This is a genomic window from Bradyrhizobium sp. USDA 4461, assembly GCF_054055655.1.
In genome coordinates, this window is sequence record NZ_JBSRXM010000001.1 from 91,538 (window position 1) to 110,275 (window position 18,738).

General features: G+C 58.6%; 12 protein-coding genes and 3 pseudogenes. 7 read left to right on the forward strand and 8 right to left on the reverse strand.

Annotated features, from left to right (window positions below):
• The first annotated feature begins 17 nt into the window (after window positions 1-17).
• A complete protein-coding gene (locus ACVINW_RS00445) occupies window positions 18-173 on the forward strand; it encodes a hypothetical protein (RefSeq protein ID WP_456749494.1) in 156 nt (51 codons plus the stop codon).
• Window positions 174-318: 145 nt separating this feature from the next.
• Here ACVINW_RS00445 and ACVINW_RS00450 read toward each other — a convergent pair whose 3' ends face one another.
• Window positions 319-522, reverse strand: a complete 204-nt coding sequence (locus ACVINW_RS00450) for a cold-shock protein (protein WP_456706831.1) — start codon at window positions 520-522, stop codon at window positions 319-321.
• Window positions 523-1,232: 710 nt separating this feature from the next.
• On the opposite strand from ACVINW_RS00450, the gene ACVINW_RS00455 reads away from it, so the two are divergent.
• Window positions 1,233-1,514, forward strand: a complete 282-nt coding sequence (locus ACVINW_RS00455; protein ID WP_456749495.1) for a hypothetical protein — start codon at window positions 1,233-1,235, stop codon at window positions 1,512-1,514.
• Window positions 1,515-2,252: 738 nt separating this feature from the next.
• Here ACVINW_RS00455 and ACVINW_RS00460 read toward each other — a convergent pair.
• Window positions 2,253-2,684, reverse strand: a pseudogene (locus ACVINW_RS00460) (Ku protein); the annotation flags it as partial.
• 2,057 nt (window positions 2,685-4,741) lie between these two features.
• Window positions 4,742-5,386: a response regulator transcription factor gene (locus ACVINW_RS00465; RefSeq protein ID WP_456749496.1), complete on the reverse strand. Its 645-nt coding sequence runs from the start codon at window positions 5,384-5,386 to the stop codon at window positions 4,742-4,744.
• A gap of 133 nt (window positions 5,387-5,519) precedes the next feature.
• Here ACVINW_RS00465 and ACVINW_RS00470 point away from each other — a divergent pair, with 133 nt between their 5' ends.
• The 3 genes and pseudogenes from ACVINW_RS00470 (at window position 5,520) to ACVINW_RS00480 (ending at window position 9,693) form a co-directional block, all read left to right on the forward strand.
• The gene (locus ACVINW_RS00470) at window positions 5,520-6,803 is read left to right on the forward strand and encodes an ATP-binding protein (protein ID WP_456706834.1); all 1,284 of its coding nucleotides are present in this window, start codon (window positions 5,520-5,522) and stop codon (window positions 6,801-6,803) included.
• Window positions 6,804-7,671: 868 nt separating this feature from the next.
• Window positions 7,672-8,040 (forward strand): annotated as a pseudogene (locus tag ACVINW_RS00475) (SOS response-associated peptidase family protein); the annotation flags it as partial.
• A 1,503-nt stretch (window positions 8,041-9,543) separates the two neighbouring features.
• Entirely contained in the window at window positions 9,544-9,693 is a 150-nt protein-coding gene (locus tag ACVINW_RS00480) for a hypothetical protein (RefSeq protein ID WP_456749497.1), read from the forward strand.
• A 32-nt stretch (window positions 9,694-9,725) separates the two neighbouring features.
• Here the strand turns inward: ACVINW_RS00480 and ACVINW_RS00485 are convergent, their stop codons facing one another.
• The 3 genes from ACVINW_RS00485 to ACVINW_RS00495 form a co-directional block, all read right to left on the reverse strand.
• Window positions 9,726-9,977 (reverse strand): hypothetical protein, encoded by a 252-nt coding sequence (locus tag ACVINW_RS00485; RefSeq protein ID WP_456749498.1) that lies wholly within the window; start codon window positions 9,975-9,977, stop codon window positions 9,726-9,728.
• Between the two features lie 305 nt (window positions 9,978-10,282).
• Window positions 10,283-10,486 carry a hypothetical protein gene (locus tag ACVINW_RS00490; RefSeq protein ID WP_456749499.1) on the reverse strand — a complete coding sequence of 68 codons (204 nt, stop codon included), beginning with the start codon at window positions 10,484-10,486 and terminating at the stop codon, window positions 10,283-10,285.
• A 295-nt stretch (window positions 10,487-10,781) separates the two neighbouring features.
• Window positions 10,782-10,997: a DUF6894 family protein gene (locus ACVINW_RS00495; protein ID WP_456749500.1), complete on the reverse strand. Its 216-nt coding sequence runs from the start codon at window positions 10,995-10,997 to the stop codon at window positions 10,782-10,784.
• Window positions 10,998-11,382: 385 nt separating this feature from the next.
• Between ACVINW_RS00495 and ACVINW_RS00500 the strand changes: the two genes are divergently transcribed.
• Both ACVINW_RS00500 and ACVINW_RS00505 read left to right on the forward strand, forming a co-directional pair.
• Window positions 11,383-12,180 (forward strand): NAD(P)/FAD-dependent oxidoreductase, encoded by a 798-nt coding sequence (locus tag ACVINW_RS00500; RefSeq protein ID WP_456749501.1) that lies wholly within the window; start codon window positions 11,383-11,385, stop codon window positions 12,178-12,180.
• Window positions 12,181-12,355: 175 nt separating this feature from the next.
• Window positions 12,356-13,224: pseudogene (locus ACVINW_RS00505) on the forward strand (transglutaminase-like domain-containing protein).
• A 143-nt stretch (window positions 13,225-13,367) separates the two neighbouring features.
• Here ACVINW_RS00505 and ACVINW_RS00510 read toward each other — a convergent pair.
• Window positions 13,368-14,711 (reverse strand): sensor histidine kinase, encoded by a 1,344-nt coding sequence (locus tag ACVINW_RS00510; protein ID WP_456749502.1) that lies wholly within the window; start codon window positions 14,709-14,711, stop codon window positions 13,368-13,370.
• A gap of 1,344 nt (window positions 14,712-16,055) precedes the next feature.
• Window positions 16,056-18,419 (reverse strand): PAS domain S-box protein, encoded by a 2,364-nt coding sequence (locus ACVINW_RS00515; protein ID WP_456749503.1) that lies wholly within the window; start codon window positions 18,417-18,419, stop codon window positions 16,056-16,058.
• Window positions 18,420-18,738 lie beyond the last annotated feature (319 nt).

Sequence of the window (18,738 nt, forward strand, 5' to 3'; positions counted from 1 at the left end):
TCCAGATTTTCCCGATAATGGTAAATGAAGTCGGGCGCTCGCTGGACGGCTGGCGGGACGTGCCCGCGGACGACGAAGCTTGGCTGCTGCGGCAAGCGCATCATCATTTTAACGAGAACGCCCGCTCGGCGGCACTAGCGGCGGCCGCCGGCGTCATCGTCTTGAATGATTAGTTGGAATAACCCACAATCTACCCACAAAAAGAAGCGACCCCAGCGCGGGGAGCGCCAGGGCCGTTGAAAGCTCCCGGTCGGGGGGGGCGATCTTCGCGGGAGCATAAGTATGACTCCCGGCATTGCCACTTGTTCCTGATGACGTTCAGCCCACCCTGAGGTTTTCAGCTGATGTCTTGCCGCGGTTTTCCCGCTCTTCGTAGCTGACCTTTGCTCCCTCGTTGAGAGTGCTCAGTCCCGCCTTCTCGACCGCTGAAATGTGTACGAACACGTCCTTGCCGCCGCTGTCGGGCTGGATAAATCCAAATCCTTTGACTGGATTGAACCATTTCACGGTACCTGTCGCCACGTCGCTCTCTCCCTTTAAAATGGTGAATGGTGGTAGAGCCTAAGTCGACAGCGCGGCCATCTGCAAGAAAAACCGGCCGAGCGTGACCCCGGCCGGCTATCGACCTCTGGCAGGCCCTTCAATTTAGGCAGCGCCACCCGGGAACAAGTGGCAATGCTGAGAGTCATCTGGCGCTTGGGAATTTTCAGGGCCCAGGTTTTGGAGTGAACGCCGCCGGGCATGTATTTCTGAGACCGGCGGCGTTTTTTCCTGTTGCCGAAAAACGATGTTGCTTCCTTGCAATTCACTTCCGGCCGAGATGAGGCCGATAGCAAATCAGCAAGCAGATCGGCGCAGGCTCCTCGAAGGGACGGGACTGATCTGGGGAATAGTTGAGTACAGTCTCGTTTCGGAGGAGCTGGCGCTTAGGCCCTGGCGTCGGCTCCTCTCTTAGAGGCTGTGTGAGTGAGGCAACAGCCATTTCGCTGTAAGCCTGCTAGGTAACGGAGACTGGGAATTTCAGGGCCCCAGTGGGGGGAATGACGGGCGCGGCCGGGACAAACCATTTCGGGCCCTGCGGCGTACTTTTTTGGATCAGCATGTTCCAAAGAGGCCCGACTTCGGGCTAGGGCCATGACAAGACCCTGCTCGACTCCGAGGCCCCAACCGTGCGTCTCGGAACTAGCGGCGCGATCCCGGGTTGAGGCAAATTGATTGATTAGGAGAAACCTATGCTCAGGATCGCTGCGGCGCTATCTCTATCGCTGCTCATTTCACCAGCACTTGCTGACGACAAAGGGGTCGATTCCACTGCCCTGCAGGAATGCAAGCCTATCGGACAATCTGCCAAGGGTGAGCTCATTTACGGCATGGACTGCGCCGCGCTCAAGCCGGAGAACAAGGTCGAGGTGCTACCGAACATGCCCCCCACCAATATGAAGGACACTGTGATCCCAAAGGCTGGCGGGGCGCAAAATCCTGAAAACACGCCGACCACTGGCGAAGTGAAATAAGCGACGCCGATGCGCCACGTCGAAGGCGGCTGGAAGATTATGCAGTGGAGCCTTGAGGAGGAATAGAAACTCCTCGAACTCCCGCAGGCAGGGTAAAACCATGCGCGAGATCGCACACAGCCTTGGGCGTACCGAAGCATCCTTGCAGACACCGCAAGCTCACCGCACCACGTCGGATACAGGAACTCCAGCCTTCAAAATCCTCTCTCAGGCCCTTGAAGAAGGGATCCCGAGCCTTCCCCTCGTCTGCTTGGGCCCGATACTCGATCTGCGCCATTAGCCAGGGGGCTCGACGCAACGCCTCGTGTGCGATGCGCCCGGTGAAGGGTTGCGTCTTGCGGATCAGCGACTTGAGAAGCCCGCCAAGGTCAAGGTCTCCCGCTGCGCGCACGTCACTTTCACCCAATCCCGATTACGTCCGGCTGGGTGTCGGCTATCATCCAAGAACCAATTAGCTGCACTAACCTTCAGCTCACCTACCAGAGGATCATTATGCGATTTACATTTCTAGCTCTGGCGCTAACGACTATCGCACCCTCCGGGGCAATGGCGACCACATGCTCTGCGGCCGTGCAGAAATGCATTTCAGCCGCTGGCGGCAAAAACATTGAGGCGGGCTGCAAACAAGCCGGTGAGACCTGCATGAAGACAGGAACGTTTGTCGGTCCTGTGACTGGTAAAGTTTGGAACAACCTACTGAAGAAGTGAGCAGTTCCTTTGGGTAGGAGAACCTCCGGCTCACCCGGCCTTGCGCTTCTTGGCCGGGGCCTTCTTGGCCGCCTTAGCGGGCTTCTGAGCGGCCTTGGCTGGCGTTCTCGCTCCGTTGTCGATGCTCTTCTTGAGCGCATCCATGGCGTCTACAACGTTGCTGGGAGCCTGCCTCTTAGCAGCCCTCACCGGCAAGCCCTTCTGCTTCGCATTGAGCAGCTCCGTCAGCGCAGCCTCATAATGATCCTCGAACTTGTCGGGCTCGAAGTGGCCTGACTTCTGCTCGACGATGTGCTTCGCCAGATCGAGCATATCCTTGGTGATCTTCACGTCTTGAACGTCGTCGAAATACTCGGCCGAGTCGCGAACCTCGTAGGGATAGCGCAGCAGCATGCCCATGAGCCCCTTGTCGCGAGCTTCAAGGGCGATGACGTGCTCCCGGTTCGTCAGGACGACGCGCGCTCACCAAATTGTTGGGTTGGACGCCGAAGGTCCCGCTGCGCGAGGGCTTGCAGTCGCTGCATGCCTGGCTCGACGGCCGGTTCGGGCCATCCGTCGTACACAAGGGAGCCTCGGCATGACCCGCGTTGCTCTGATCAATCCGAATTGGAATTTCGACGATGGTCGGTATGCCGGGCAGCGCTTGCACGTAGGGGCCGCGTGGCACATGGACCGTTGCACGTGCGGCCGCGAACGCCGCAGGCGCACGATGTGCCGGCAACCAGCCGCAATAATCCATGCCCGCCGCCTCGATCACACGCAATGCGGCCTCCGAGTAGCGCACGCCGTGAATTTCGCCGCGCAATCCCAGCTGTGACGCAGGGGAGATGAGGAATTCGTCGGTTGCGCGCTCTCCATCGCCCCAAATTTCCGATCCAGACCACGTCGTTCCGTCGCGGGATGCGCGGCATCGGCCGATAGAGACTGGTTACCGGCACGCGGGAGCTTCATGGCCTTCCCCAACGCCTTCGCCGCATTTAACGACCTCCTTCTGAAATGCCGTGTCCTGCGCGAGCGCCTGATGCGAGGTCGCATAGGGCTCCCTCTACCGAGAGCATTGCCGGTTTTTCCCAATCCAGGGAACGAACTTATACCTGCGACGTTCACGGCTTGAAACAAACGTGGAATGGCTGGGATGGGCGCTGGTGATCAGTTTGCATGCATGTCGGTGGTGGCTTTTTTCTCTCTAGCCCTGATCGTAACCTCCGGCCTATTTGTGCAATCGAGAGCCGCAAAGAGCCTCACGTTGCCGGCTGCCCAACACGTCCGGGCGCCGCTCTAGCGCGAGTCTTCCATTATGTCTGCTGTCACAAACTATGCGTGCCACATGGTAACCTTCGAAACGACATTCTTCGCTTAGGCTCGGACGCAAACGTTAGCTCCGGCGCAGCCGAGGAACTGCACCGGAGCCATTGGGGAAGTTGATTGTGTGCCAAGCACAGGCCATCAACCGCGGCACGGGCCGACAGTTCCCAGCTGAGTTGCATATTATTCCCGAAAGCCAGCAACAGCCTTGAATCCGAAGTGTTGGCGCACGGGGAAAGGTTGCGAGTGAGGAGTGATGACATGAAACTGATTGGCAGAACGACCGTCGGCGCGATTCTTGGGGCGGCTTCCTGGTTGCCTCCGCGATGAGCGCATCTGCTGTGATCGTATGCTCTGGGCAAGTGTGCTGGCACACCCACTAGGTTGGGATTATCCGAGGGGCTCTCGCGTCGTTGTCCACGAGGACAAGCTGCGGTGGAGACCGCACGGACGGTTCACTTTCCGCGAGCACGAGGGTCGCGGCTATTGGCGCGGGCGACAGGTAGATCGCTTTGTAGTCAGTTTACCGGTTAGACGAAGAGGCCGCCAAGCGGTGGCCTCTTTTCGGCGAGAAAGACGCCAGGAACGATTGCCGCTTTTTCCCGTTAGTCGGCGCCGGTGCCGATATGCGGTCCGGAATTATGGACGGTTTGATGCCTCTGTTTCGATACTTGCTGTTTACAAGCGCGATGCTGCTCGGTTTGCTGTTTGTCGCGGATTGGTACTTTCCGGCACCACCAGCTGCCGTTGCCCTCAACGACATCGACCGCGCAACGATCCGCATTCACTCGCGGCACAAATGGCCGGAGGCGATACGGATGGATACAAGCGCACCGCTCGTCTCCGCCTCACCCGCGCCCTCGGCTCCCGTCACTGCCCAAGCTCCCGCACCGCGGCCCGCGGCTGTCGCAGAAGCCGACCCGCCTAAGGCACCTGAGCAAATCGCGCGACATGCAAGGCCGACCCGGCACGCGCAGCGCGACAGAAGCCCACGGTTTGCCCAGCGCGGTCAGCGCGTTGCGAGCTACCGCGATTCGGATGGGCTAGGGGAATGGCAAGGCTGGTCATTGCCCCGGTGGTGAGCCGTCCGGAGCCTTTCAAATCAAAGCTGCTGGAAGGTGCATTCGTCGCTTCCATTGCCCCGAGAATGCAACCCGTATTCCAATGAAGGACTGGCCCTCCCATTGACGCGGCCAGCTCAATTCGCGGCAGGGTCAGCTAAGTTCCATTTCGACGGCGATCCGCACCAGGTCGGAATGGCTCTTCGCGCCGAGCTTCTGCTTGAGCAGAGATGTGGTGTTGGCAACGGTCTTATAGGAGATGCCCAGCTCCGATGCGACGTCGACGATCTTGTCGCCACGACCAAGCAACCGAAGGATTTCCAGTTCTCGCGCCGACATCTGCGAGGCCGGGTTTGCCTTGATCGCGGCACCGCCGAAAGCAATCGCCTCGGCGAGATGTGGCGAAACGAACCGCTCCCCGGCCGCGACCTTGCGCACCGCCTTCACGAACAGGCGAGGATCGTCGCTCTTCGACAGATAGCCTTGCGCACCCATCTCCACAGCCCGCACGACGAATGCGGGATCGTCATTCATGCTGAACATGATGACGAGGGCGTCCGGATCTTCCTTGCGAATCTTACGGAGCAGCTCGAACCCGGAAACGTCGGGGAGCTTAATATCGATAACGGTCACATCTGGCCGCTTCTGCAGGAAAGCTCGATGACCGGCTTTAGCGTCCGCGGCCTCGTCGATCTTCACCGTCTTGTCTGAGGCGAACAGGGATCGGCAGCCCGACACCACCACGGGATGGTCGTCGACGATCAATATCCTCGTGGCTGATTTGGCCGTATCGTGCACGCTTCCTCCTCAGCCAAAATAGAACTTCGCGCGGAAATTAAAAGAGAAGAATCGCCGAACGGAGCCCGCAGTGCCAAGAATTTTGAACCGACTGTGGAACCGCCGCTCGCTTCGCGCACGGCTGTTGTTGCCCATGGCCGCAATGGTTGTCGGCGCACTGCTCCTCGGCGGCCTTGCACTGCAGACCTTCTCGCCTGAGCAGTTCGAGGATGAGAATGCCCAAGGCGCCCGCTCTGCACAGCGCGTAGCCGAGGCGCTGAATGCTGCGCTTGCGGCCGCGGACAATCCGCAACAGACGCTCAATGCGTTCGCAACCTCCCTCCGCGCGCCTGCCGCGATAGCGTTCGTGCCGTCGGGTGCCGACTGGCAGGGCGCGGCCTCGGACACTTACCGTGGCAGCGTTCCCGCCTGGTTTACCGCCCTGCTGCAGATTCCCGAGCTCGGCTCAAGCCATCCGGTCGCAATCCGAACGGCGCATGTCGGTGATATCGTCTTTAGACCGGACCTGTCGGCCGAGATCCTGGAAAAATGGGTGGGCTTCCTGGCCATAGCCGGCTCGAGCGCAGCGTTGATGCTACTCGCCGGGCTCAGCGCCTATTTCACGACAGGCTCGGCGCTTCGTCCCCTGGAGCAGCTCGGTGCAGGACTGACCCGGATGCGCAACGGCGTTTACGATGCCGCGATCCCGCTGGCGGGCCCACCCGAGATCCGCAAGAGTTGCGCGGAGGCAAACGAGCTCGCCGCGACGCTGAAGCGCCTCAGCCGCGACAACCGAGATCTGCTGCGCAAACTGGTCGCAGTCCAGGACGACGAGCGCCGCGAACTGGCACGGGAGCTGCATGACGAGCTGGGCCCGCTTCTGTTCGCGATCCGCGCCAACGCGACGGCGCTGTCCGACCCAGAGGCCGAAGGTCCTCCCGAGCCAGGTTCGCCAGCGCACGGCATTCTCGCCGCGACGGAGGCCCTGCAGCAGGCGAACCGGCGTGTGCTGGAGGGCCTGAGCCCGGTCTACATTGCGGAACTGGGATTGGCTGCCAGCGTGCAAGCACTGCTGCGCAATGCGCAATCCCAGGCCCCCAATCTCCAAGTGACATCCCGGATCGATCATCGCTTGAATGACCTCGACGGCCTGCTCGCGCAAACTACCTATCGCGTGATCCAGGAGGGTGTGACAAACGTGCTCCGGCATGCCAACGCGACAGAAATGGACGTCACGGCGACGGTCAACGAAGATCAGATCGAGATAGAGATCTCCGACGACGGCATTGGCCTGCCACAAGACCTGACGTTCGGCAGAGGCCTGACCGGTATGCACGAACGCGCGCGTGCGCTCGATGGAGACCTGCAGCTATGCCGCGAGCAAGGCAAGACCATCGTCCGCTGCGGGCTTCCGCTCGACCATCATGACGCACAGTGACCGAGTATTCTTAACGCGCGTTCCCGGTTGGGCCTCCGCGACCAGACCCGAACTCCTTGAGCACGGTCGCGACCGGTGTGAAACCGTAACGTGACGACAAATACGAACACATATTCGCGACAGGGCTCGCAGACGAACTGAGTGTCGAGGCCAACCTTCATCAGGCCGGTGCATTTCGGACATGTCATGCCGGCGCGATGCAGCATCGAAAACATTGTTCCTCAAGATTGCGAGTGGGCTCGCGATCGATCCGCCACTGGCTCGATCTGAGCATGTCGTCGACCAATAGCCAACTCGACGGACGCATCCAGGGCGGACGCCGACCGCTCAATAGAACTGTGAGTGAGCCTCGCTGCATCCGATGTCTTTGATCGCTCTTTCATGGGTGTAACGTTCAGCTCGAGAGGAAGCCGCTGAAAAACTCGCGAATGCCGGGAACGCATTCCGCAGATCAGCCAATCACCTCTCTGGATCAACCGGCGCCGGCGCCTCAGCCGCCGGCACCTTCACCAAGCTCAAAGCCATAAAGCCAACTCCTAGCTTGCGCACTGTCACGACCGCCAGAACTCCGGCAACGCTCTCGTGCGCAGAAGTGACCCGTCCATTCAGGACGAGCCGCCTCTAATCGGATAGGGGAATTGGGCCCCCTGTTTCAGCCTTAAAAGAAACCGCTGCCTGCTGCCGCCGCCGACGTTGTTCGAGTGGGGCGCCAGCACATCAAGGCCGGCAAGCTCTCAATGCGCAGACAGAAAACGAACGTGCTCTTTGTCATTCCGCTTTTGCCCGCATTGGAGCGGAGTTTGATCAACACGCGATGACGGATCAGCTCAGTTTCTGACCATGAGTTTCGATAAGCCATTTATCCGTCAATTTCGCCGAATACGCCCCGGAACCGCCCCCGAGACGAAGAAAAAGGATGTCGTTTGGTTCGCCCTCGCTGATGATCGGCCGCTGACGGCCTTCGCCGGCATCTGGACCGAGTTTAATGGCGATCGTTGGACCAAGTCGAAGCCGATACCAGCCCACCTCGTCTACGGATTTCTCACCACCGCGCCGAATGCGATGGTCGAGTTCATCCACCTATGTCTATGCCCGTGATCTTGACGACCGACGAGGAGCGCAATGTCTGGATGCGCGTTCCGTAGGATGAGGCGAAGGGATTCAGCGTCCATTGCCCAACGATATGCTGAAGATCTTCGCCCGCGGCCAAGCGAAGCAAAACATCCCGGGCCCCTAATGAGGGCACGGCCACGGGGGTACCCCTCCCTAGGTAAGAAACGTTTGCACGCTAACGCAGTTCTCTACTCGTCAGGATTTTGCACTTTAATCCTGGGGCTAGAGCCAACACTGCCCGTGTGTATTTTAAGCGGGCAGCGTTGTGCCCTGGTCGTGATCACCTGAAGACCGATCGAGACCCTCTAGGGAGGCGAAGGGCCTCCGCAATCGCGACCGAATCGGATGTGGCCATATTGTATTGTTGTCCACAGTGGGTATCGCGCAACACCGCGGGGGGTTGGAATCGCTGTAACTTTCGCAGTGTTCTCCCACTTGAACCCGTTAGGGGTTCGAATGCCTTTTCTGTGGGGGCGGCCGATGCTGATCGAGCATTTGCGAGACGATTGTAACGTATCGCGACTTCATTTCAAAAACCAATGGCTCGGTTGGCGTGGACCTATTTCGAGCTGAGAAGATCGCCACTGTTCCGGACCGATCGCATCATGACTGCCGCTTTTGCAGCGCTAGGCTCACCCTTGTCCGAACAATCATGGAATCCGAGAGCGGAGTTGTCATTCATACGTTTGAATGCGAGCGGTGTGGAGACCGTACTTGGACCGACTAAAGGTCAGCAGGAAGCCACCGGCTCCGGAGATCAATCGCGCTCCCTTCAGGACAGCACCGATCCTCATAAAAAAACACCAGCGCCCCTACCGGGCGCTGGTGCTGTAGTTCCGCAAGCGTTGTAGCATGCCGCCGCGTGTACAGACTTTCCACAAATTTCCCCTCCCAGAACAATGCACAATTGGTTTATCTGGAACTCGCCAAACCGGCGCGAGCTAAGGTCAACGTCAACGTGACGTCGGTCACATCGTGCATCAAGGCTTGGACATAAGGTCTCCCATCGCCGGAATGATCCGGTCAGCAGGGAGCGATCAGATGAACAGGTATATTGCTGCGGTTGGTGCCACTATCGCACTTTTCTCGGGATCGTCGGCTTTCGCAGGCGGTCACGGCGGAGGCATGAGCACCCATTCTTTCGCTGCGCCACAAGTGGCTGTTGTCCGCGACCACCGCGGCTCTACGCAAGGCGAAGGCGGAGTGTCCGTCACCAACGCGTCGCGCGCTGACAACGGCCGACACTGCGGAGTGAGCTACGCGTGCGGAGCCAGCAATTATCCCGAAACAGGCACGCGGGATCATCGCACAGGTCATTGATGTTGGCGCTCAGTACAAGGCGCGTTTTGCGCCGAAAACTACGCCGTCGGGCGTGATGTCGTGCGCGGCGGCGCTCTCGCCAATCCGGTACCTCGGACCTATCTTGCGGTGCTGCCGATCACGCGAAAATAGATCCGACCGGAGGCGGCCGCAGGTTTGCTGCGAAGATGCAGGCGTTTCATGCCGAGCGCGATCCGCTTAAGCGGGGCGGCTGCGTTTCGGCGAAGCGCAATTGAAACAATCGGCGCAATCCGCTGGTAATATTTAACTACTAACCTCTCCGCATTCGATTTGGGGAGAATTTCAGGTGGTTGCTCTTTCGAAGCCCGTAACGGATCTCCGGGCCACGCACCGGCCGATGTCGAGCCTTGCGGTGGTCACTCTATTCAGCCTTTTCGGTTTGGTGCTGTCGATCGCCCTTGCGCGATACGGGATCGACGTCGGCGCCGGCCTGTAACGAACATTGCATGGCGCTATGCTGGCACGGCCTTACGGTCCGAACGAATGTCTCATCTGAGCCGCCATACGCTGGACGGCGTCGGTGTACTGACCGTGGTTGAAATGCTGGTCGGCGACGTAAAGTGCCAAAAGGATGCCGAAAGCGAGCAACAAGCCCTTCATCAAATCACGCTCCTTTAAGGTCTGGGCGGCTCCGGATGTCGTGACGATTCTAGCTGGCGCTTCGGTCCGCGTCGGCTCCGGCAATCGGCTTGCCTCCACCGTTCTGTTGTCGCGTACCATCCAACCCGCCAGTCGAACGTAACCGCGCCTCAACAAGGGCACGAGCCGTTCCCGTGGCGGGTCTTGATCCATCGATAACCAGGATCGCAGCGCGGCTTTAAAGAGTTTTTTATGGATGTATCCGGAGAACTCCGGGGTCGAATGGAAAGCAGCCCCCGCCAGCAGCTTGGGGAGAGTGGAAGCGCCACCAATCGAGCCGCCCTTACGCTAAAACGCGATAAAGAAAAAACCCAGGAGCAATAGGGTGAGCAAAACAGACACTCCAGCCGCGATTTTTAGCGCGTTGCTGGGCTCCGCGGATCGTTTCATATCGTAGACCGTAGTCTGGGACCGCGCAGCCATTCGGTCATGCTTGCACCAGCCTCAGCTTGCCGCGCCAGCTTCAACAGCGCTTCCTTCTCGATCCCTGGGGCCAGCATTGCGGCTTGGTCGCGTAGTTCCTTGGCTCGCTCGAAAAGGCGCTCTTCAAGTGAGTTGGTTTGCTTGACGCGACGGCGTACCTGACCCATGCATTCCCCTCCCAGCTAGGTTCCTGCGGAACGGAAATGTAAGTTTCATGTAAGCTATAGGTTCCCCAAATCTTCGAGCTAGAACTTCAATAGGTCCGCTCTGAGGTGGCCAACCGCTCGGGCGTTTGATGCGAGGAGAACCTTCCCGAAGCTTTATGCGTGACCGTCAGCGAGCTGCCTGGCCCGCTCACCGCGGCGAACGTTTGTGGGACTATCAATTTGATAGGAATCAAACGTCGGATCAGGTTCACCGCCGCCTCATGGCGCGGCTACGGTCTCGCCTCCTCATCTCCGTTCATCGGCGCCGGCCATCCCTTTTCGCAGACGACCGGATGCGAGCTTGGAAGCGGGGCTCAATCGCGCTCCTCCCTCGTCCTCCTGCCATGGAGGGCTGTTGAGCGGAAATCACCAAGCGGAAAAGCGGCCGGGAAAATTCGTCGGTGACTTCCATTTCCCAATCGCGGCCCGGCTTAAGTTTGCCGTCAACGTCTTGCAGCATCCGACCCGCCATGAACGTTGCCTCGTTCCAAGCAGCAAGTCGGTCTGCCAGCTCTTCCCCTCATGGTCGCGCGTGATCGTTTCGTGTCGAACGTGAAAGAAGTATTTCCTGGGGCGCGGTCTGGTCTCGCCCTACCAACATCATCAACAAGAACCAGAGCATCGGGGGCGGCAGACCAGGCTCTCGATATCAGAAAGCCGAGCCAGGCCGCGATCCGCTACGAACAGCAATTGACTAGGAAGCTGCATGAATCGGCGATCAGCCGCAAAAGACATCCCGTCGGACTTGCAGAGCGGTTGGCGAACAAGGTCACGCGGCCCTAGGACAGCGTAGTGGTCATGGCCCCCGCCGCGTGTTAATCTTGGTCATCGCCATTGTATGTCGAGGGCTTTGCACCATGATTAGCAAGGCCGACGCGATTATTATTGGTTCTGGCGCATTGGGCGCGGCGACTGCCTACTACCTAAGCAAACGCAAAGGTCTCAGCGTCGCTCTGATCGATAAGCATGAGATCGGATCGCGAACGTCACCCCGCGCGGCAGGCATGGTGAGCTGCGTTCGCAAAGGCGACTTAATGATCGGCCTCATCAAGGACGCGTGTCGGAAGATCGAAACGTTCACGGAAGAAACCGGGCAGCCTCTAGATTGGGTGCACTCGGGCAGCCTCAGAATCGCACGTCGCCCGCAAGACGCGCAGGTTATCAAGGGCGACCTTGAGCGAGGTCGCCGCATGGGCCTTGATGTCGAGTTGGTCTCTCCAGAGGAGGCCAATCGGCTCAATCCATTCTTGAAGCCGACAGGCGTTGAAGCGGCGATGAGGATAGGTGACGACAGATACTTCGACCCGGCGCAGGTTGCCATTGGCTTCGCCAAGGCCGCCGCGGCCCGCGGCGCAATCTTGCTACCAAAGACCGACGTACGTGCCGTGAACATCGTCGGCGGCGCGGTGATCCGCGTGACCACGCCGAACGGCGTCATTGAAAGCCCTGTCGTTGTCGATGCGGCCGGCGCATGGACGCGGCAGGTCGCGGAGGCAAGCGGTCTTCGCGTCCCGCTGGTGCCGACACGGCAGCAATTGATCGTCACCGAGCCCCTGGGTGGCGCGCGTGGAAGATGCAATGTCCAACTCTCGGCCGCCGTTCTTCGCGAGCTGTCTGCGCGCGCCGGCGACGCCAGCGGCGGCATGGCAGCCTGATAGAACGCGAGCTCGGCACATCCGATGTTATGGAAACCGAATAAGAGCTACACGGAAAGCTGGTTCTCTGTCCCCTCCCGCGCGGCGGGATGTTTGCCTGTCTTTTCAGCACATTGGATTTGGAACCCGCTGCGTTGATCCAACTTATTGCACACCAACGCAACGAGGCAAGACGATGGAAATCGAAGCCGGTTACGATATAGCCTTCAACTGCCTTCAAGACGTGCCCATGGTCCTCATGCTTACCGTTCATCCGTCGCGGCACGCCGACTTGTTGACCAAACATAAAGTCAGCTTTTCTCCCGATGTCGCGCATCGCGATTATCGCGATTCGTTCGGCAATATATGCACGCGCTTGACCGCGCCGGCCGGCCTGATTGAGATACACAATCGCTTCATCATTTCGGATAGCGGCCGACCTGATGAAATCGCCCCTGATGCCCGGCAGGTCGAGATTGATCAAGTGTGCCGGACGACGCGTTAATCTACCTGCTCGGTAGCCGCTACTGCGATATGCAAAAGCTCAGCGATTTTGCTTGGTCTAGGTTCGGCACCATCATCGGCGGCTGGCAACGAGTACAGGCCGTCTGCGACTATGTCCATAACCGACTCGAGTTCGGCTATCACCATGCGCGATGCGATCGAACAGCCGCCGAGGGACATGACGAACAACGAGGCGTATGCCGGGATTTTGCTCATCTAGCCATCACACTTTGTCGATGCCTGAACATTCCCGCTCGTTATTGCACAGGTTATCTCGGCGACATTGGTGTGCCAAAAGATCCTGCCCCAATGGACTTCAGTGCTTGGTTTGAAGCCTATCTTGACGGCCGATGGTACACCTTCGATGCTCGACACAATCATCCGCGCATCGGTCGTATTGTGATTGCGCGAGGCCGCGATGCTGCGGACGTTGCTATATCGACGGCCTTTGGACCCGCGCAACTGTCGAGCTTTGTCGTCATCACCGAAGAACGCTCCACGCCAAACGAGCAGCAGACGTGCAATCATGCTCCCCCTGAACGCGAGGCAGCGTTTGCCTGATCGGGATATTCGTGCGCGTGACATTACAGCGCCTGCTCAGCTTTACCGGCTAGGTGATCGCAGAACGCTCGCCGCTGCGCTTCACATTGAGCTCCAAGGATCCGTGAGCGCACTTCGAGGAGCAGGTCGTCGCCGACATACGATCAAAGCGGAAAACTAATCCGGCATACCACACCCTCGGGACGCCAATCAAAAGTCACGGCTCCCTTTCGCTCGACAGCCATTACCTGAATGATTTTGCTGCCAAAGCCTGTATGGCTCGGCGCCTCCACTTTCGGACCATTGCTCTCAGCCCAGACAAGCTGCAACTTCCGGTCGGAATCGTACCACGTCACGTCAAGACAGCCGTGGCTTGTGGATAGGGCACCGTATTTAGAAGCGTTCGTCACCAATTCATGGACGACAATGGCAATCGCTTGCGCCAGGTCCGGTTCAAGCAATACTTGAGGTCCGTTCGTGCGAACGCGATCATTCACGCCAAATGAATAGGGGGCCATCTCCTGTTTGAGGATCAGCGTCAGTTCCGCTCCGGTCCAGCGACTCGCTGCAAAAAGCGAATGAACGTTCGCGAGAGCCTGGATGCGTCCCTGCACCGACTGTTTTAGTTCATCGACAGAATCGGCCCGCGACAGATTGACCATAGCGCTCACATTGGCGAGCACATTCTTGCTTCGGTGCTCGGCCTCCCGAGCAAGTACGGAAATTCGCTCCTGTATTCGTTTCTGCTCGGTAATATCGCGAGCGATCTTAGAAGCGCCAATGATAACGCCCGATTTGTTCTTGATTGGAGAAATGGTCAAGGAGACCACAATCTGAGTACCGTCTTTACGCTGACGAATTGTCTCGAAATGTTCGATGCGTTCTCCGCGCCGTACCTTCGATAGTATTTCCCGTTCCTCAGCATGGCGGGTTTCGGGAATGACGATTGTAATGGGCTGTCCGATTGCCTCCGCCGCCATGTAACCGAACACGCGTTCGGCACCCTCATTCCAGCTCGAGATGATGCCATCCAAAGTTTTGCTTACGATGATGTCGTCGCTTGAGTGGACTATCGAGGCAAGTAATCTCAGCTGCTCTTCGCTATCACGAAGCGCGCTTTCGATCTCTCTGCGCTCGGTAATATCCGTGTTCGTTCCGTACCAACGAACTATCTGGCCCGCAGCATCACGAAACGGGAGCGCTTGCACAAGAAACCATCGATAGGTGCCATCCCTACCCCGCAATGGAAATGTGTCTTCCCACGGCGTTCCGGTTGCGAATGACGCTTTCATCTTCGCGACGACGCGATCCACATGGTCGGGGTGATGAACCTTCTGCCAACCCGAGCCTCGCATCTGTTCGAAATCAGTGCCCGTGTACTCGTACCAGCGACGATTGTACCAATACCTGTCGCCGGAGGCGTCTGCGATCCACGCAAGTTGTGGGATGGCGTCAACCAACGCGGCAAGCGCGACCCGACTAGGCTCATCCAAACGATCGTCCAACATCCGCCCTCGCTCGCGCCATCGCCTCTCTCTACGACGGCTGCAGTTAAAGACGAGAGATGGCTGCGTTCGGACATTTTACCTCAAAAGAGGCCGCTTTTGAATACTTGCAGCTCCTTATGCCTGAGGGTCTGAGTGCGACTGGCTGAACATTGACGACAAATGCCGCGAGGCGGCGGACGGCAGGGACAGCGCCTGGCGGGCTATCAGCATAAGTTATTACCGATTCGGGACTTTCTGGCGAGATAACGGCTGGAATGGCGGCATTGCCAAACCTGGCCAAGAGTTGGTTCTCGATCGGTGAGGACGAATACCTGATCCGAATGGATGCGGTCGTTGTTCCGGAGCGATCCGGCTTTGGACGTAATTCGAAACCCTGAACGCGCATCGCGCGATACGGCTGGGAGCCCATGAGGACGTGGCGCTCGTCGTCACCTACATCCAGATGCCGGGCCTTATGACGGCTTGGAGTCTGGTCCTGGTCGTGAGCGATCGATAGCCGACCGTCGCAATCATCCGCAACATTAGGGTTAGCGTCGGTCGCCGGTGGTTGACGCAAGACGCGAGATTCTGCCCGAGCCCGATTCAAAAGAGGTGATGCCACATTTTTGTTCTTGGTGTCCTGAACAACATAGAATGCTTCAGTAGCAAATCACGGCGCAGCGAACGCAGTAATGACTGGAGCGGCAATGGCTTCTTCAACTTCATTGGGTCGTCTTCCAAAGCATGAGGCCGTTAAGCCTCTTTGAACTCACAGCCAAAATTGCCACTTGTTCCCGATTTGATTGGAACCGCGCGTCGCTCACCGGGTTCATTCGGGGACAACCAATGGAGCTGAAGAGATGGATGGCCGCAAGGAAGCACGAATATTCGGTCTGGCTATCACGGCGGTTTATATGTGCTTGACGCTCGCGGCCATCGGGACTGCATAGAGGTCATCAAATGTCTTCGCAGATCACCACGGCTTCATTTGCTCTATTGTTTGTCGCAACGCTCTTCCTGAGTAGTCAGAGGTTCATAGACAGTCGCGCACCCAAACTCAATCTAGCGGTACCCTCGCGCTCGTTGCAGTGAGGCTGTGGGTAGACAATCAGGAATTCCAACAACGCTATGATTTTGAGGGCGCGTCTGCCGCGATCTCCGGCGTAATTAAACATTAAGGCATTCGCGATTCCGTCCGCACGTCATGGGCTCGGCCGGCCTTCAATCGGTGAATAGCCTCCTTTACGGAGTCGGCTCTTAATTGAGCTGCGGCTCACGCGACGCCGCCTTATTGCTCCCCTCGGAAAGATATCTGTTATCCACTTATTTACATCGGGCGGTCAGCCATCAAGCAAGTCCAACTAGTCAGCGACGTTTCTTCATCGCATTTTCTAGCCCCTGGCGGAGGGACTCTGGGGTGTAAGGCTTCACGATTAATAGCGCGCCCAGTCGTGCGGCTTCAGCTTTTACTCCGCTGTCACCTGTCGCGAGAACCAAGCGTAGATCGGGCCGACGCGCCTGGACGTCCCTTGCGAGCTGCAGCCCCGAGACTCCAGGAAGGCCGACGTCCGTGAGCAAAATGTCCACAGGTTGCGCATCAAGGATCTTCAGGGCCTCCTGTGCCGTGCTGGCCTCTTCTACCTCGCATCCGATGTCGCTCAGCATCTCCTTCGTCGTTAGGCGGATGAGCGGGTCGTCCTCGACGAGCAACACGGTCGCATCCTTAATAGTCTTTGCATTGGCCGAGTGCTGTGACCCTTGAGCCACGCGCCTTAGAGCTTGATTCGCCAATACGTGTCTGATTTTCCGCGCGAGTGCCTCGCGCGTGTAGGGCTTGGCCAGGAGCTCCACCCCGGGATCGAGCCGTCCGCCGTGCACGATTGCGTTCTGCGTGTAGCCGGATGTGAATAGTACGGCGACATTGGGCAATCGATCCTTGGCCTTTCGCGCTAAGTCTGGGCTACGCACGCTGCCGGGCATCATGACGTCGGTGAATACCAAGTCTATCGGAATGCCGCTATCGATGACGACGAGTGCGCTTGCCGCATCTCGCGCCTTAACCACGCGGTAGCCGAGCTCGGTGAGCATCGAGACCGCAACCTCGCGCACCTCATCGTCATCTTCAACCACGAGGACGGTTTCCTCTCCGCCTCGAACCTCACCGGCCGGAGCCCCGATTACAGTGTCTTCGCTCGCTACCGCTCGCGGGAAGTATAGTTTGACCGTAGTCCCGGCACCGACCTCGCTGTAGATTTTGACGTGTCCGCCGGACTGCTTGACGAAGCCGTAGACCATAGCGAGGCCGAGGCCCGTGCCCTTGTCCTCCGTCTTGGTTGTGAAGAATGGTTCATAGACACGTTCCAGAATATCCGGCGGAATGCCGACGCCAGTATCGGTTACCGCGATCATCACGTATTGCCCCGCGGACAATTCGTCATGCTGGCGGACATATTCGTCGTCGAGGAAGGCATTGCTTGCCTCGATCGTAAGCCGCCCTTCGCCATTCATGGCGTCGCGAGCGTTGATCGCGAGGTTCAAGACCGCATTTTCCAGTTGATCTGGATCGACGAGGCTATTCCACAGTCCACCCGCGACCACCGTCTCGACTTCGATTTCCCCACCGATGGCGCGACGAAGCATCTCGTCCATGTTCTTGATGAGACGGCCGGCGTTCACGACTCTCGGCTCCAGTGGCTGTCGCCTCGCGAAAGCTAGCAATTGAGAGGCCAGTTTCGAACCACGGGCGACACCCGCGAGGGCGCTTTGGACCCGCATCTCAGCCCTAGCATTGCCGGCGATATCCTTGCTCAGCAGTTGCAGGTTTCCACTGATGACTTGAAGCAAATTATTAAAGTCGTGTGCAACGCCGCCGGTGAGTTGCCCGATCGCCTCCAGCTTCTGCGAACGGATCATGCTCGCTTGCGCGGCCCGCAGCGTCGCTTCCGCCTCGCGGCGTTCGGTGACGTCTCGTGTAACCTTGGCAAAGCCAAGGAGCTCGCCCGTGTCGTCCCGGATGGCGTCGATCACGACGTGCGCCCAGAACACAGTGCCATCCTTTCGGACTCGTTGACCTTCGTGTTCCCAGCGCCCGTTTCGGGTTGCTGTCTCCAGGCCTATACCCGGAAGCCCAGCAACACGGTCGGCTTCCGTGTAGAAGTGGGAAAAGTGCCGACCAATGATCTCTTCCGGGGCATAGCCTTTGATGTGCTGCGCACCCGCGTTCCAGCTCGCCACGTGGCCGCCGGCATCCAGCATGAAGATGGCGTAGTCGGTGACGCTTTGAACAAGCAATCTGAACTGTTCTTCGCTTTCGCGCAGTTTCGTCTCGGCAGCCCTTCGTTCGGTCAAGTCGCGGGTGATCTTGGCGAAGCCGACAAGGTCCCCCTCAGGCGAGCGGATCGCGTCGATGACAACATGAGCCCAGAACTGCGTTCCGTCCTTCCGGACGCGCCAGCCTTCGCGCTCGAAGCGGCCAGTGCTCTCGGCCTCCGCCAGCGCCAGAGCTGGGACGTTCTGCGCTCGCTCAGCGTCGGTGTAAAAGGTCGAGAAATGACGGCCGATGATCTCATCCGCCTCATAGCCCTTGAAGCGCCTCGCGCCGGGGTTCCAACTGGTCACGCGACCGTCGCGATCCAACATGTAGATCGCATAATCAGTGATCGCTTCCACCAGGAGCCGGTAGCGGTCGTCGCTGGTCTGTGCGGCTTCGAAGCGGTTTGAGGTGTCCATGCCTATCCTATCCCTGACCCCGCGGGTTAGGACGTAACCTACAGAAACACCGCCCGACCAATTCGGTTCCGTAGAACACCGGTGCGGTGCTGAAAAGAGGCAAGCTGTTGCGCAAGCCGAAAGCGCTTTCCACGCCGATCAATACCGATATGCGGCTGAACATGGCTCAACGGCGCCGATACGGTGACCGGCGGCGGCAGCGTCCTCTTCTTGATGAGCAGCGGGGCCGACCAGATCACCGGCGGGGTTGACTATGCCTGGGGTGGCGGTGGCGCGGATAACTTCAATATTAGCAATGCTAGTCAATAGATTATTTCAT

What these genes read in the sequence shown, in the direction of transcription:
- ACVINW_RS00445 (WP_456749494.1), top strand. Translation starts at nt 18, where the DNA reads ATGGTAAATGAAGTCGGGCGCTCGCTGGACGGCTGGCGGGACGTGCCC.
- ACVINW_RS00455 (WP_456749495.1), top strand. Translation starts at nt 1,233, where the DNA reads ATGCTCAGGATCGCTGCGGCGCTATCTCTATCGCTGCTCATTTCACCA.
- ACVINW_RS00470 (WP_456706834.1), top strand. Translation starts at nt 5,520, where the DNA reads ATGGCCGCAATGGTTGTCGGCGCACTGCTCCTCGGCGGCCTTGCACTG.
- ACVINW_RS00485 (WP_456749498.1), bottom strand. Translation starts at nt 9,977, where the DNA reads ATGGTACGCGACAACAGAACGGTGGAGGCAAGCCGATTGCCGGAGCCG.
- ACVINW_RS00490 (WP_456749499.1), bottom strand. Translation starts at nt 10,486, where the DNA reads ATGGGTCAGGTACGCCGTCGCGTCAAGCAAACCAACTCACTTGAAGAG.
- ACVINW_RS00495 (WP_456749500.1), bottom strand. Translation starts at nt 10,997, where the DNA reads ATGGCGGGTCGGATGCTGCAAGACGTTGACGGCAAACTTAAGCCGGGC.
- ACVINW_RS00500 (WP_456749501.1), top strand. Translation starts at nt 11,383, where the DNA reads ATGATTAGCAAGGCCGACGCGATTATTATTGGTTCTGGCGCATTGGGC.
- ACVINW_RS00510 (WP_456749502.1), bottom strand. Translation starts at nt 14,711, where the DNA reads ATGTTGGACGATCGTTTGGATGAGCCTAGTCGGGTCGCGCTTGCCGCG.
- ACVINW_RS00515 (WP_456749503.1), bottom strand. Translation starts at nt 18,419, where the DNA reads ATGGACACCTCAAACCGCTTCGAAGCCGCACAGACCAGCGACGACCGC.